10 protein-coding genes and 2 tRNA genes are annotated in these 15,218 nt (G+C 68.0%); 8 read left to right on the top strand and 4 right to left on the bottom strand.

What is annotated here, in order from left to right; translation table 11 throughout:
• The first annotated feature begins 152 nt into the window (after positions 1–152).
• Both K7711_RS17540 and K7711_RS17545 read left to right on the top strand, forming a co-directional pair.
• Positions 153–223: transfer RNA gene (locus tag K7711_RS17540), tRNA-Gly, on the top strand.
• A 21-nt stretch (positions 224–244) separates the two neighbouring features.
• Positions 245–318 (top strand) — tRNA-Pro (locus tag K7711_RS17545).
• A gap of 17 nt (positions 319–335) precedes the next feature.
• On the opposite strand, the gene K7711_RS17550 is transcribed toward K7711_RS17545, so the two are convergent.
• Positions 336–1,379 carry a patatin-like phospholipase family protein gene (locus K7711_RS17550; protein WP_222970505.1) on the bottom strand — a complete coding sequence of 348 codons (1,044 nt, stop codon included), beginning with the start codon at positions 1,377–1,379 and terminating at the stop codon, positions 336–338.
• Positions 1,380–1,402: 23 nt separating this feature from the next.
• Between K7711_RS17550 and K7711_RS17555 the strand changes: the two genes are divergently transcribed.
• The 5 genes from K7711_RS17555 to K7711_RS17575 all read left to right on the top strand — a co-directional run bounded on the left by K7711_RS17555 (position 1,403) and on the right by K7711_RS17575 (position 7,525).
• The gene (locus tag K7711_RS17555; RefSeq protein ID WP_308014799.1) at positions 1,403–1,906 is read left to right on the top strand and encodes a VOC family protein; all 504 of its coding nucleotides are present in this window, start codon (positions 1,403–1,405) and stop codon (positions 1,904–1,906) included.
• A gap of 42 nt (positions 1,907–1,948) precedes the next feature.
• Positions 1,949–2,422, top strand: a complete 474-nt coding sequence (locus tag K7711_RS17560) for an NUDIX hydrolase (protein WP_222970507.1) — start codon at positions 1,949–1,951, stop codon at positions 2,420–2,422.
• A gap of 151 nt (positions 2,423–2,573) precedes the next feature.
• Positions 2,574–3,992 (top strand): sensor histidine kinase, encoded by a 1,419-nt coding sequence (locus K7711_RS17565; RefSeq protein WP_443678100.1) that lies wholly within the window; start codon positions 2,574–2,576, stop codon positions 3,990–3,992.
• A gap of 85 nt (positions 3,993–4,077) precedes the next feature.
• A complete protein-coding gene (locus tag K7711_RS17570; RefSeq protein ID WP_222970508.1) occupies positions 4,078–5,418 on the top strand; it encodes a bifunctional glycosyltransferase family 2/GtrA family protein in 1,341 nt (446 codons plus the stop codon).
• A 142-nt stretch (positions 5,419–5,560) separates the two neighbouring features.
• Positions 5,561–7,525: a glycosyltransferase family 39 protein gene (locus tag K7711_RS17575; protein ID WP_222970509.1), complete on the top strand. Its 1,965-nt coding sequence runs from the start codon at positions 5,561–5,563 to the stop codon at positions 7,523–7,525.
• A 25-nt stretch (positions 7,526–7,550) separates the two neighbouring features.
• Here K7711_RS17575 and K7711_RS17580 read toward each other — a convergent pair whose 3' ends face one another.
• The 3 genes from K7711_RS17580 to K7711_RS17590 form a co-directional block, all read right to left on the bottom strand.
• Entirely contained in the window at positions 7,551–10,124 is a 2,574-nt protein-coding gene (locus tag K7711_RS17580; protein ID WP_222970510.1) for a polynucleotide kinase-phosphatase, read from the bottom strand.
• A complete protein-coding gene (locus tag K7711_RS17585) occupies positions 10,124–11,755 on the bottom strand; it encodes a 3' terminal RNA ribose 2'-O-methyltransferase Hen1 (protein ID WP_308014801.1) in 1,632 nt (543 codons plus the stop codon). Before K7711_RS17585 ends, K7711_RS17580 begins: the two co-directional genes overlap by 1 nt.
• A 64-nt stretch (positions 11,756–11,819) precedes the next feature.
• Entirely contained in the window at positions 11,820–14,288 is a 2,469-nt protein-coding gene (locus K7711_RS17590) for a phosphoketolase family protein (RefSeq protein WP_222970512.1), read from the bottom strand.
• Positions 14,289–14,417: 129 nt separating this feature from the next.
• Here K7711_RS17590 and K7711_RS17595 point away from each other — a divergent pair, with 129 nt between their 5' ends.
• Positions 14,418–14,990, top strand: a complete 573-nt coding sequence (locus K7711_RS17595; protein ID WP_222970513.1) for an FKBP-type peptidyl-prolyl cis-trans isomerase — start codon at positions 14,418–14,420, stop codon at positions 14,988–14,990.
• Positions 14,991–15,218: the final 228 nt, after the last annotated feature.

Below are 15,218 nucleotides of genomic sequence, written 5' to 3' on the forward strand. Positions count from 1 at the left end.
CTGTGGGCGCGTCCGGTCGCGGCCGTTCCGGGCGGGCCGATCTCGGCGGCAGGCCAGCGCGCCTGGCAGGGCGATTGGCATTTCCGAAGTGAGGTTCGGTACAGTCTCAGGCGCAGACGACATCGAGGCGATCCCGTCGGTGTCGTGTGCCTGCGGGTGTAGTTCAATGGTAGAACCTCAGCCTTCCAAGCTGATGGTGCGGGTTCGATTCCCGTCACCCGCTCTGTGGTCCATTCGGATCCTCCGGGATGTAGCGCAGCTTGGTAGCGCATCCGCTTTGGGAGCGGAGGGTCGCAGGTTCAAATCCTGTCATCCCGACTGTAATTTCTTGTTGTTCAATGAGATCCGGTCACATCGGACTCCGCTCCCCGCTCGGGCGTCGCCATTTCCGGTTGATGTTGCGGTTTCGGTGCTTGCGCCGTCGGTCCCCACAAACCCGCCGCATCCAATGCCGCGGCGGTGATTTCACGGCCTCCCGCGATGACGTCCGCGGCGCGGTGGAAGTCCAGGGTGCGGCAGATCGAGCGGGGGATTTCGATCAGCAGGTCCGGGGGCTGGGCGGCGAGCTGGTGGCGGGTCAGGGCGGCCTGCATGACGTCGAGGGAGCGGTTGAGCAGGTCGACGCGGCCCAGTCTCGGGGCGGCGGGGGAGGTTTCGGCGACGCGGTGATGCGGTTCGCCGATGATCTGCGGAGTCCCGCCGAAGCGGCCGATGATGGTCGAGGTCATCTGGGCGGCGCCGCGGCGGATACGGTCCACCCATTCGTCGATCGCGCCGGGCTCTTTGGGAGCGGCGGCGTCGCGTGGGGTCTCGGGAATCGGATCGTTGCCGGTCAGGCTGACGCCGATGGTGATGTCGGCGTCCTGGATGGCCAGGGTCGGGACCACCGGGAGCGGGTCGAGGATGCCGCCGTCGGCCAGTACCCGATCGCCGATCACCAGCGGTGAGATGACCCCGGGGATCGCGATGGACGCGCGGATGGCGGTCTCGACCGGACCGTGCTGGAACCATACCGAGCGGCCGCTGGTCAGATCGGTCGCGACGGCGGTGTAGGGGATCGGGAGCTCCTCGATGACGGTGTCGCCCAGCATCTCCCGGATGCGGCCCAGGATCTTCGCCGCGCGGATCGCTCCCGGCTCGGAGAACGACGGATCGAGCAGGCGCACCACCTCGAGCTGATTCAATGTCGTCGCCCAGTCGGCGTAGTCCTCCAGTTTCCCGGCAGCGAACACACCGCCCACCAAGGCGCCCATCGAGGATCCGGCGACCCCGGCGATCTCGAACCCGCGCGCCTGCAACTCCCGGATGACGCCCACGTGCGCGTACCCCCGGGCGCCACCGCTGCCCAGGGCGAGGATCACTCGCTTCGGTCCGGCCATCACCTCATCGTAGGGTGGTCGGCGTGGGCGACTTCGACAATGCGCCGGGTGGCGAGGCGATCACGCAGGTTGCCTGGGTGGTGACCGATATCGCGGCGACCGAACGATTTCTCAGCGCCTGCTTCGGTGTGCGAGCCTGGACTCGTATGCCGGATGTGCACTTCGGTCCCGAAACCTGTTCGTACCGTGGCGAACCCGCGGATTTCACCGCGCATATCGGGTTGTCCTATCGCGGTGCGGTGCAATTGGAGCTGATCCAGCCGGTGCGCGGGGCGTCGATCTACTCCGAATTCCTCGACCGGTCCGGCCCCGGATTGCATCACATCTGTTCCGAGCCGACGGATTTCGATGCGGCGGTGGCGGCGGCATCCGCACAGGGTATCGAGATCGTCCAGCAGGGCGATATGTTCGGTGAGATGCGCTTCGCCTATCTCGACGGGGCGGCGGCGGGGGTGCCGTTCGTGGAGATCGCCGAGATCGGCCCGAATATGCGCAGGATGTTCGAGCGGATCCGGCAGGAGTCCTGAGCATCCAGGCAGCGACCTGAGCATGAAATATAGACTCCGAACATGAAATTCAGCGCCGGAGTCCTGCTGTTCCGCCGTACCTCGGGGATCGAGGTGCTGCTCGGGCACATGGGCGGGCCGCTGTGGGCGCGCAAGGATCTGAAGGCCTGGTCGATTCCCAAGGGTGAATACGATCCGGAAGCCGAGGCCGCGCAGGCAGCGGCGCGCCGGGAGTTCACCGAGGAGCTGGGACTGCCGGTGCCCGACGGGGAATGGATCGAACTCGGCGAGGTCCGATACGGCAGTGGCCGCAGCAAGAAAGAGGTCACCGTCTGGGCGGTCGAGGCGAATCTCGATACCGCGCAGGTGAATCCGGGCACGTTCGAGATGGAGTGGCCGCCGCGGTCGGGCCGGATGCAACAGTTCCCGGAGATCGATCGCGCGGAATGGTTCGACACCGCCACCGCACACGAGAAACTCGGCGTGGGTCAGCGTCCCTACTTGGACCGCCTCGCCGAACATCTCGCGACCCGCTGACGCGCCCGGAGGAAATGCCCAGTCGGCGTGCAGGAAGCTCCCAGCTTCGCTCGGTAGAGATAGGTCGGTGACCACTGTATTCCGGCGCACCCGCGCAATGCTGGGGCGTCGCGTGTCGGCGGTCCCGCTGCGTATCGCGCTGGTCGTCGCCATGGTGAGCCTGGCCGGGGTCGTGTTGGCCGCCTCGGGATTCGCGGTGACCTCCGCCTTGTCGAAATCCCTGACCGATCGCACCGACGAGCAGTTGTTCGACGCGGCGCACACCTGGGCTCGGCCCACGCCGATGAAGCTGATCAGCACCGGCGAGGGCGAGATGACGTGGGTTCCCGCCGATGCGACCGCCCCGCCGCCCAAACTCGGCTCGGCCGACCAGCCGCACCGCTTCTTCGAGCTGCGTCGCGGTCCGGAGGGTGAGCTGTATCGCATTCAGCCCGACAAGACCTCCTCGATGCCGAAACTGTCGGGGCTCACAGCGCACACTCCGATGACGGTCCCTTCCTCGGACGGCTCGGACACCGACTGGCGAGTTCTGTTGACCACCAACACACATGGGTCGACCATCATCGGTCTGCCGCTCACCGACAATGTCGACACCGTCTCCAAACTGATCGGATTCGAGATCGCCACCAGCGTGGGTGCGCTGGTTCTGCTCGGCGCGGGCGGCTATCTGGTGGTGCGGCGTAGTCTGCGCCCGCTGAGTCAGGTGGAGGAGACCGCGGCGGCGATCGCCGGGGGTGATCTGAGCCGTCGTGTGCCGGTGCGTGACGTGGATACCGAGGTCGATCACCTGGCTCGTTCGCTCAACGTGATGCTCACCCAGATCCAGCACGGCGTCACCGCCACCGAGGCATCAGAGGAGGCCGCGCGACGTTCGGAGGCCAAGATGCGGCAGTTCGTCGCCGACGCCAGCCACGAACTGCGCACCCCGTTGACGACCATCCGCGGATTCGCCGAACTCTATCGCCAGGGGGCGAGCCAGGATCCGGCGCTGGTGCTCGAACGAATCGAGGCCGAGGCCGGGCGGATGGGTCTGCTGGTGGAGGATCTGCTGATGCTGGCCCGGATGGACGCGCAGCGTCCGCTGGAATCGGTGCCGGTGGACCTGCTCGCGCTGGCCGGTGACGTGGTGCACGGTGCGCAGGCGATGGCCGCCAAGCAGGACGGCCCGGATCATCCTGTGGCACTGGACATCCGGTCCGGTTCGGGCACGCTGGAGGTGCCCGGCGACGCCGCGCGGCTGCGTCAGGTGCTGGCGAATCTGGTCGGCAACGCGATGGCACACACGCCTCCCGGCACGCCGGTGACGGTGCGGCTGACGCCCGGCGAGGATGCGGTGCGGCTCGAGGTGAGCGACAAGGGCCCGGGGCTGTCGCCCGAGGCGGCCGCGCGGGTATTCGAGCGGTTCTATCGCACCGACACCTCGCGCGCGCGGGCCAGCGGCGGCAGCGGACTGGGCCTGTCGATCGTGCAGGCGTTGGTCGCCGCGCACGGCGGCACGGTGGCGGTGGACAGTGCGCCGGGCGAGGGTGCGACGTTCACCGTCGTGCTGCCGCGCAGCCGTCCGGAGTAGTCGCAGGCCGACGGCCAATCGGCTCCCAGCGATCTCGCAGCTCCGATCCAGTGCCCACCAAGGCTGACCGGAGAATCTTGGTGACATGACCGAGACTACGACCGTTACCGCTTCGAACCGCAGGGGCGCGGCGGTGATCGCACCCGTTCTGGATGTGGTTGTTCCTGTCTACAACGAGGAACGTGATCTCGGCGTCTGCGTGCGCCGTCTGCACGAGTTCCTCGGCGACGGGTTCCCGTTCAGTGCGCGGATCACCATCGCCGACAACGCTTCCACCGATGCCACCCTCGATGTCGCGAACTACCTCGCGGCCGAGTTGGACGGCGTCCGGGTAGTGCATCTGGACCGCAAGGGGCGCGGTCGCGCGCTGCGGGCGGTCTGGGAGGCATCGGACGCTCAGGTCGTCGCCTACATGGACGTCGACCTGTCCACCGACCTCAACGGATTGCTGCCGCTGGTCGCACCGCTGGTGTCCGGACATTCGGATCTGGCGATCGGCACGCGACTGGCCAAGTCCTCGCGCGTGGTGCGCGGACCCAAGCGCGAATTCATCTCACGTTGCTACAACCTGATCCTGAAGGCGTCGCTGCAGGCGCGGTTCTCCGACGCACAGTGCGGTTTCAAGGCCATGCGCACCGACGTGGCGCGCAAGCTGCTGCCGTTGGTGCAGGACGGCGAATGGTTCTTCGATACCGAGCTGCTGGTGCTGGCCGAGCGTTCCGGACTGCGGATCCACGAGGTTCCGGTGGACTGGATCGATGATCCGAACTCGAGCGTGAACATCGTGGACACCGCGCGCAAGGATCTGGAAGGTGTCTGGCGGGTCAGCAAGGGCCTGGCCAAGGGCACGTTGCCGGTGAACGAGCTGCGCGCGGCCATCGGACGCGAACCGCTGGTGGACGGTGTGCCGCTGGGCATGGTCGGGCAGCTGGTGCGATTCGGCATCATCGGGGTCGTCTCCACGCTGGCCTACATGCTGCTGTACCTGGTGTTGCAGCCGCTGACCGGCGCGCAGGCCGCGAACTTCCTGGCGTTGCTGATCACCGCCGTCGGCAATACCGCGGCCAATCGGGCCTTCACATTCGGTGTGCGCGGCTCGACCAAGGCCGTTTCGCACCAGGTCCAGGGTCTGCTGATCTTCGCGTTCACCTGGTTCCTGACCAGTGGTTCGCTGTTCGCGCTGCATCACTGGGCGCCCGCGTCGGCCGTGCACCTGCAGTTGTTCGTGCTGGTGGTCGCGAATCTGGTCGCCACGCTGATCCGGTTCGTCGCGCTGCGCTGGGTGTTCCGCGACGCGGTTCCCGCCGACGCGATCCGCAACGAGCAGGTCGCGAGCGAGATGGTCGCCGCCGAGATGGTCGCCCCGCAGGCCGCCACGGCCGAAATGGCGCTGGCCTCTCAGGGCGAGCGGCTCTGCGCCGACTAGTCACCCGATCGGTCAGCACTGTGGCCGGGATCCCGTCGGATCCCGGCCACAGTCGTGTTCCGGGGCAGGCGGAGGGGGCTCCCAGCTTTTTCTCAGCGTGGTCCCAGGAGAGGAGGGGACGGATGGACCATGATTGGTCGCCATGACCGACACCGCGATCGCGCCGAGTCTGCCGAGCAGCCCGCCCGCCCGTCCGGGACGGGACCTCCTGCGCCGGGAGAATCTGAGCGTGGCCCTGCTGCTGATCGGGACCGCGGCCGGGTATCTGTGGAATCTGGGTGTCAACGGCTGGGCCAACTCGTTCTACGCGGCCGCGGTGCAGTCGGGTGCGCACTCGTGGAAGGCGTTCTTCTTCGGCTCCTCGGACTGGGGCAATTCGATCACCGTCGACAAGACTCCGGCCTCGCTGTGGCCGATGGAGATCTCGGCGCGGTTGTTCGGTATGCATCCGTGGAGCATGATGCTGCCGCAGGTGCTGTTGGGTATCGCCTCGGTGGCACTGCTGTGGGCGACGTTGCGCCGCACGCACGGCAGCGCCGCGGGCGTACTCGGCGGGCTGGCGCTGGCGGTGACTCCCGTCGCTGCGCTGATGTTCCGGTTCAACAATCCGGACGCGCTGCTGGTGTTCCTGATGATCGCCGCGGTGTGGGCGATGACTCGTGCGTTGGAGGACGGGCGCTGGCGGTGGTTGGTGCTGTGCGGGGTGCTGGTCGGATTCGGTTTCCTGGCAAAGCAATTGCAGGTGCTGCTGGTGCTGCCCGCGCTCGCGGTGACCTATCTGATCGCCGGTCCGCCGCGGGTACTCACCCGTCTGTCGCAGCTGTGCGCGGCCGGGGTGGCGATGGTCGCGGGCGCGGGCTGGTGGGTGCTGGTCGCCCAGCTGTGGCCCGCCGCCTCGCGGCCGTACTTCGGTGGCTCCGAGCACAATTCGATCATCGAGCTCACTCTCGGCTACAACGGGCTCGGCCGGTTGGGTGTCGGGTCGTCGAGTCCGTTCCCCGGGCCGCCCGGCGGGCATATGCCCAAGGGTGGCTTCTTCGGATCCTCGGCCGGGATCACCCGGATGTTCCAGGAGACCGTCGGCGGTCAGATCGGCTGGCTTATCCCGGCGGCGGTGGTGCTGCTTGTCGCGGGAATTCTACTGCGCGGCAAGGCATCACGGACTGATCCGCAGCGAGCGGCACTGCTGCTGTGGGGTGGCTGGATGCTGGTCACCGGACTGGTGTTCAGCTTCATGCAGGGCATCTTCCACCAGTACTACACCGTGGCCCTGGCGCCCGCGGTCGCCGGGACCGCGGGGCTGGGTGCGGTGATGGTCTGGCGCGGCCGCGATCGGATGTGGGTGCGGTTCGCCGCGGCGCTGGCCGTCGCGTTGAGCACGGCCGCCGCCATTCTGCTGCTCTCGCGTACTCCCGACTTCGTGCCGTGGCTGCGCTGGGTGGTGCTGGTCGTCGGCATCCTGGCCACCCTGGCGCTGCTGATTCCCCGGCCGCACGGTCTCGCGGTGCCGGCGGCAGTGGCCGCGGTGCTGACCGCGCTGGCCGGTCCGCTCGCCTTTTCGCTGCAGACGATCGGGACGCCGCATTCCGGCGGCATCGTGCTGGCCGGTCCGAAAACGCAGTTCGGCGACTTTCCCTTCGGCCCGCCGCCGACGCAGGACGAGCCGAAGGGCGGTAAGAGCACTCCGGGGCAGCCGAACGGCCACAACACGGGGCATCATGGGCCTCCGTTCGGCGGCCCGCCCGATCCGGCCCTGATCGCGAAGTTGCGTGCGGGCGGCCCGAACCACACCTGGACCGCGGCGTCGGTGGGCTCGATGGCGTCCTCGGACCTGCAACTCGAAGCCGGCTATCCGGTGATGCCGATCGGCGGTTTCGCCGGCGGCGATCCGTCGCCGACGCTGCGGCAGTTCCAGGACTACGTCGCGCACGGCCGGATCCACTATTTCATCGGCCGCCCCGAACAGATGCGCGGTGGGCCCGGCTCTCGGGACCGGACCTCCGCGGCATCGGAGATCACCCGGTGGGTGCAGCAGCACTACTCGGCGACGACGATCGGTGAACTGCCCGTCTACGACCTCACCACACCGAAAGACGCTGCGCGCTAACGAGACCGGAGGCCCGCGCCTGCACCTACAGGCGCGGGTCGACCGGCTCGGATTCCAGGGCCAGGACCGCGAAGACGGCCTCGTGCACGCGCCACAGCGGCTCGCCCGCGACGAAGCGGTCCAGCGACTCGAGGCCCAGGGCGTATTCGCGCAGAGCCATCGAGCGCTTGCGGCCGAGGCCGCGCGAGCGTAGACGGCGCAGCTGGTCGGGGCGCAGGTACTCCGGGCCGTAGATGATGCGAAGGTATTCCGGCCCACGGCATTTCACACCCGGTTGCACGGGACGTCCACTGCGCGTGGCGGTTCCGTGCGTCAACGCCTCGACCGGCTTGACCACCATGCCCTCGCCGCCGCCCGAGGTGAGTTCGGTCCACCAGGCGGTCGCCTCGGCCTCGGCCCGCGGGTCGGACAGTTGCACGATCGTCCGGCGGGTCCGGGTGAACAGTTCGGTATCCGCGGCGGCGAGTGCATCCAGCTTGGCCAGATGCCATTCGTGTTCGCGCACAGCATAGTTCACGCCCTCGGCGGCCAGGATCTGGAACGGGGCCAGGCGCAGGCCGTGCATGCCCGACACCGGCCAGCAGTACCGGCCGTACGCGGTGGTGAACGCGTCAACGTCCGCACGGCGCGCGGAGGCGCGGGCCGCGAGCTCACCGACGTCCTGGCCGCGTGCGGCAGCGGCACTGAGCAGTTCGGCGGCCGCGCCCAGCGAAGCCCGCGCCGCCGCACCGACCGCGGCGTACTGATCACGCAGCAGACCCATCGCCTTGGCGGACCACGGCATGAGTTCCGCGTCCAGCGCGAACCAGTCCGAACCCAATTCCTCGAACAGGCCCGAACTTTCGGCCGCTGCGCGGATCCGGCTCAGCACTGCTTCGGCGAGCGCCGGATCGTCGAAGAAGGGTCGGCCGGTGCGGGTGTAGAGCGCGCCGGTGCTGCCGTCCTCGATGCCGAAGCGGTCCCGGGCAGTGGTCGCCGAGCGGGTCAGCACAGCGACGGCACGCGAACCCATGTGCTTCTCCTGACACACCACGGCGGGGACGCCCTCGCTGCGGTAGTACGCGAACGCCTGCGCCGGATGTTCCAGCAGAGCCTCGGAATCGGCTGTGGCGCACGGTGACATCGTCGGCGGCAGGTAGATCAGCCAGCGCGGATCGACCGCGAATCGGCTCATCACCTCCAGCGCCGCGCTCGCGTTCTCATCCTGGACGCTCACCCGGCCGAGTTGACGGGTCTCCACCACACGGCGGCCGAGGACGTCGTCCAGATCCAGGACGCCCGGATCGCGGTGCGTCGCACCGCCCGGCGCCGCGATATCCTCCAGCGGGCGCGCCGGTTCACACCAGACCTGCTGTGCGGGAACCGATACCGGCTCACGCTCGGGATAGCGCAGGGCGGTGAGCCGTCCGCCGAACACCGCGCCGGTGTCCAGGCACAGAGTGTTGTTGACCCAGCGCAGTTCGGTGGTCGGGGTGTGCCCGTACAGGACCGTGGCGCGGCCGCGATAGTCCTCGGCCCACGGGTAGCGCACCGGCAGGCCGAATTCGTCGGTCTCCCCGGTGGTTTCGCCGTACATGGCGAACTGGCGCACCCGGCCCGAGGCGCGGCCGTGGTACTCCTGCTTGAGTCCGGCGTGCGCGACCACGAGATCGCCGCCGTCCAGGACGTAGTGTCCGATCAGGCCGCGACAGAAATCATGTGCGGCCCTGCGGAATTCGTCGTCCTCCTGATCGAGCTGAGTCAGCGACTCGGCCAAACCGTGCGCGATGGTGACCTTGCGCCCGTCCAGCGCGCGGACCAGCTTGTACTCGTGGTTTCCGGTGACGCACAAGGCATGTCCGGCCTGGACCATGCCCATGACCAGTCGCAGCACGCCGGGGGTGTCGGGGCCGCGATCGACCAGGTCGCCGACGAATACCGCCGTGCGCCCGTCGGGGTGCCGGGCGTCCACCGGGCGTCCGGACTCGTCCCGTCGCAGGGCGTAGCCCAATTCGCCCAGCAGCGTCTCCAATTCGGCGCGGCAGCCGTGTACGTCGCCGATCACGTCGAACGGGCCGGTCAGCTCGCGGCGGTCGTTCCAGAGCTTCTCGTCGACCACGGTCGCCGCATCGATCTCCTCGACGCCGCGCAGCACGAACACCCGGCGGAAACCCTCGCGTTCCAGGCTGCGCAGACTGCGGCGCAGGTCGCGCTGCTGCCGGGTCACCACGTGCGCGCCGAGGTGCGCGCGTTCGGTGCGCTGGGCATTGCGATCCAGGCAGATCCGCTCGGGGACGTCCAGCACGATCGCTACCGGGAGCACATCGTGTTCGCGGGCCAGCCGGATCAGCTCCGCCCGCCCGTGTTGCTGCACATTGGTCGCATCGACCACGGTCCGCAGACCGCGACGCAGCCGCACGGCCGCGATGTGGTGCAGGAGTGCGAAGGCGTCGTCGGTGGCCGACTGATCGTTCTCGTCGTCGCTGACGATGCCGCGGCACGCGTCGGAGGAGACGATCGCGGTGTGCGGAAAATGCTTGTGCGCGAAGGTGGATTTACCCGAGCCGGTGCAGCCGACCAGCGCCACCAGAGACAGTTCGGGGACGGACAGTTCGACCATCACGCCGCTCCCTTCCCGGCCGCCTGCGTCAACTTGTCGAAAACGGCCAACTGCGTCGGGGATCCGTACGCCGGATCCTGCGGGCCGACGGGTTCGAAACGCACCAGGTACCCGTACTTTTCGGCGACTCGACCCGCCCACGTCTCGAATTCCGCACGGCTCCACTCGAACCGGTGGTCCGGATGCCGGAACGACCCGGCGGGCAGCGTCTCGAACAGTGCGTTGTATTCCCCGTTCGGCGTCGTCACGATCACCGATTTCGGTGCGGCGGAACCGAATACCGCCTGCGCCAGAGCATCCAGCCGCGGCGGATCGACATGTTCGATCACCTCCATGAGCACCGCCGCGTCGAAGCCGCGCAGTGCGGCGTCACTGTAGGTCAGCGCCCCCTGCCGCAATGTGATCCGGTCGGCCACCCGCTGCGGCGCGCGATCCAGCCGCAACCGGCGCTGCGCGATCCGCAACGCCCGCATCGACACATCGACTCCGACGATCTCGGCGAACGTCCTGTCCGCCAGCAACTCCCGCAACAGAGCGCCCTCACCGCACCCCAGATCGAGCACTCGCCGCGCACCCACGTCGTGCAGCGCACTCAGTACGGCAGCACGTCGCGCGACCGCCAGCGACGGCCGTGCAGTGTCCTGCGTCGTGCCTTCGGCCGGAACATCCGGGCCCGGAGTGTGCATCGAATCACTCGCGGCGTTGTCGGAGCGGTTGTTCCGTGCCGATACGGTCGATCCGTGCGCCGTGACCGCCGCTGTCTCGGCGATGTCGGGCACGACAATGTTCTGCTCCGGAGGCTCGCTGGAAGTTGCTGTCTCCGAGTCGTATTCGTCCGCACCGCCCTCATCGACCGCATCGAGGGACTCCGGGGCGATGTCATCGACCTCGGCCAGGCGGGCCAGCGCGGTGCGCACCAGGGAGTGCCTGCGCGCGAGGTAGCGGCGGGTGATCCAGGTGCGTTCGGGGTGGGCGGGGAGCCAGCCGGAGCCCGCGCGCAGCAGTTTGTCGATCTCGTCGGCGGCGAGCCAGTAGTGCTTGCTGCCGTCCAGGACGGGCAGCAGCACGTACAGGTGGGACAGGGCGTCGGCGAGACGTACCGTTCCGGTCAATTCCAGTTGTACGTAATGAGATTCGCCCCATTCGGGAAATGCCGGGTCGAGCGGGATCGGGGTGGCGCGAACCTGCCAGCCCAGCGGTGCGAACCCCCGCTCGGCCGTGTCCGGGCCGCCCTTGCAGGCCACCGCGGGCAGTTCGATGCGCAGCGGCAGCGCACCGGCCGCGAGTTCGGGGCGCTGATCGCACTTGCCGTGCAGGGCGCTCTTGAACACGGTCGAGATCGCCACCGACAGCAGTGAGGAAGCCGCGTAGGGGCGATCGTTGACGTACTGGCCGAGGCTGAATTCCGGTGTGCCACGCGTTTTTCCGCGCACCAGCCGGACCGGGTCGATCTCCAGCAGCAGCGCCGCGGTACACCGCTGCTCGGTCGCCTCGGGATACAGGACGTGCGCCGAACCATAGGACTGCTCGAACACCTGCACCCGCGCCGGGTTCTTGTGCAGCAGAAAGCCCAGGTCGGTGGCAGCCCAGTCGGCGCCTTCGGCTCGGGTACACGTAATGCTCAGCAACACTCTGCGATCTTCACCCGCACGCATCGATCGCGGCAACCCAATTCCGGACACCGCCGCGCCGAGTTCACCTCGTGCGATACGGCCACTTCCAGTCCGCGACCGCGGGAATGTCCACCCCGTGCTCGCGGGTCCACGCGCGGGCCGCCAACCGGGCGTCCACCATCTCCTGCCGTAGTCCGGCGGCGCGCTCACCCAGGCCCGGCACCCGGTCCACGACGTCCATGACCAGGTGGTAGCGGTCCAGGTCGTTGAGCATGACCATATCGAAAGGCGTTGTCGTGGTGCCTTTCTCCTTGTATCCGCGGACATGCAGACCGCTGTGGTTGGTACGGCGGTAGGCGAGCCGGTGGATCAGCCACGGATAGCCGTGGAAGGCGAAGATCACCGGCCGGTCCGCGGTGAACAGGGTGTCGAACTCGCTGTCGGTGAGTCCGTGCGGATGTTCCTCCCGGGGCACCAGCCGCATCAGGTCGACCACATTCACCACCCGGATCCGCAACTGCGGCAGTCGTTCTCGCAGGATCGCCGCGGCGGCCAGGGTCTCCAGCGTCGGCACGTCACCGGCGCAGGCCAGAACCACATCGGGACTGGTTCCGGTCTCGTCGTTGTGCCCGGCCCACTCCCAGATGCCGATACCGCGGGTGCAGTGCACGTTTGCCTCGGACACCGAAAGCCAGTCCGCTTGAGGTTGTTTCCCCGCGACGACCACGTTCACGTAATGACGCGAACGCAGGCAGTGGTCGTAGGTGGACAGCAGGGTGTTGGCATCCGGCGGCAGATACACCCGCACGATCGAGGGGCTCTTGTTCAGCACGACGTCCAGGAATCCCGGATCCTGATGGGTGAATCCGTTGTGATCCTGCCGCCACACATGTGAGGACAGCAGGTAGTTCAGGCTCGCGATGGGCAGTCGCCACGGGACCGCGGCGCTGGCGTCCAGCCATTTGGCGTGCTGGTTGAACATCGCGTCGACGATGTGGATGAACGCCTCGTAGCAGGTGAACACCCCGTGCCTGCCGGTGAGCAGATAGCCCTCCAGCAAGCCCTGGCACATGTGCTCGGACAGCACCTCCACGACCCGGCCGGTGCGGTCGAGTTTCACGTCGTACTCGCCGATCTCGGCCTGCCAGTTGCGGCCGGTCACGGTGAGGATGTCCTGTAATCGGTTGCTGGCCAGTTCATCCGGGGCGAAGGTGAGGAAGTTGTCCGGATTGGCCGCGGTGACATCGCGCAGCCAGGCGCCCAGCACCCGGGTGGCCTCGTGCGCGGTCGCGCCCGGTGCGGGCACCTCGACGCCGTAGTCCCGCCAATCCGGCAGCCGTAGATCCCGCACGAGCGCGCCGCCGTTGCTCACCGGATTGGCGCTCATCCGCCGATCACCGAGCGGCACCAGCGCCCGCAGCCGGGGCGTCGGCGCGCCCGTCTCGTCGAACAACTCCTGCGGTCGGTAGGACCGCAGCCACTGTTCGAGTACCGCTCGATGCCCCGCGTCGGTGCGGGCTGCGGGCAGCGGCACCTGATGCGCCCGGAAGGTGCCCTCGACCCGGTCGCCGTCGACCACCGGGGGACAGGTCCAGCCCTTGGGGGTGCGCAGCACGATCATCGGCCAGATCGGACGCTCGTCCATGTCGTCCTCGCGGGCGGCGCGCTGGATCTCGGCGATGCGGTCCAGGCAGCTGTCCACGGCGGTGGCGGTGGCCTGGTGCACCGCGGCCGGGTCGTCGCCCGCGACGATGATCGGCTCGTAGCCGTATCCGCGCAGCAGCGAGACCAGCTCGGCCTCCGGAATACGCGCCAGCACAGTGGGATTGGCGATCTTGTACTCGTTCAGCGCCAGGATCGGCAGCACCGCGCCGTCCCGGGCGGCATTGAGGAACTTGTTCGCGTGCCAGCTACCCGCCAGCGGACCCGTCTCGGCCTCGCCGTCGCCGATGACGCAGAACACCGTCAGTTCCGGATGATCCAGTGCCGCACCGAACGCGTGCAGCAGCGAATAGCCGAGTTCGCCGCCCTCGTGGAACGAACCGGGCGTCTCGGGGGCGCAGTGGCTCGGCACACCGCCGGGATAGGAGAACTGCGCGAACAGCTCGCGCATCCCGTCGCCGTCGCGGGCGATATGGCTGTACAGCTCCGAACAGGTCCCCTCGAGCCAGCCGCAAGCGTTCGGGCCCGGCCCACCGTGGCCCGGTCCGGCCACGAACACCGCGTCCAGATCGCGGGACAGGATCGCCCGATTGGCATGTGCCCAGATCAGATTCAATCCCGGGACGGTGCCGAAATGCCCGAGCAGGCGCGGCTTGATGTGCGCGGGTTCGAGCGGTGTGCGCAGTAGCGGGTTGTCCATCAGATAGATCTGGCCGACCGCCAGATAGTTCGCCGCGCGCCACCACGCATCCAGATCCGTGAGTTCCTCGCGGTTCAGCGGACCGGGTGCGTCGGAAAGCAGATAGGGCTGCGGGGCGATGGTCTCACCGTCGTGGCCGCCGACATTGTCGGCCGAGGTGTCCTCGGAGATGGTTGCCTGATCGGTCATTGCGCAGAATCCCCTCTCGAACGAAAGGTTGTGCTGGGCTCGGGATGACGCGAGACGTAACCGCTTCGGATTCGGCTCTCACGCTACCGGGCGCAGTGCGCGACAGCACGGTGGATTAGGGTGCGGCGCATGCACACACTGGCCAGAATTCTCGGTGCGACGGCGGTCACGGCGGCTGCGGTCGCGCTCACCGCGTGCAGTAGCAGCAGCACCTCGTCGTCCTCGGCGAGCTCGACCAGCGCCGCGGCCTCGACGGCCCCGCATGCGCAGTCCGCCGCACCGGCGAGCCACGGGCGTGAATGCACCGCCGACGACGTCAAGACCACTGGCGGTTTCGGTCAGGCTCCGACGATCACCATTCCCGACGATTGCGATCCGCCCACCCACCTGGTGACCAAGGATCTGATCACCGGAACCGGACCGGCCGCCAAGACGGGCGATCAGGTGAGCATGAACTACACCCTGATCACCTGGTCGGACAAGAAGAAGCTGGACAGCTCCTTCGACCGGCACGAGCCCTTCCCGCTGCAACTCGGCGCGGGTCAGGTCATCCCCGGCTGGGATCAGGGCCTGGTCGGCATCCAACAGGGCGGCCGCCGCCTGCTGATCATCCCGCCCAACCTCGGCTACGGCGAGGGCGGCAACGGCATCAAGCCCAACGAAACCCTGGTCTTCGTCACCGACGCGGTAAAAGTCGGCTAGCCCGCCTCCCCGCGATTTCAGCGTGCCGTCGGGCGCAACGAGACTTTCGTGCCGGGCCGACGGTTGGGAGGGCGCTCGGGCTTCGGGCGTACCCCGGGAGTTACCCATGTCCATCCGAGATCAGTTGATCGGTCGGCATCCTGGCCGGTTTCTGCGCGGGGACCGGGGTCGACTAGGCTGTTCGGGATGCGTCCGGGGGGACGAAGACTTGAACTTTATCCAGTGAAC

It is taken from the genome of Nocardia coffeae, from assembly GCF_019890715.1.
GTDB lineage: Bacteria > Actinomycetota > Actinomycetes > Mycobacteriales > Mycobacteriaceae > Nocardia > Nocardia jiangxiensis.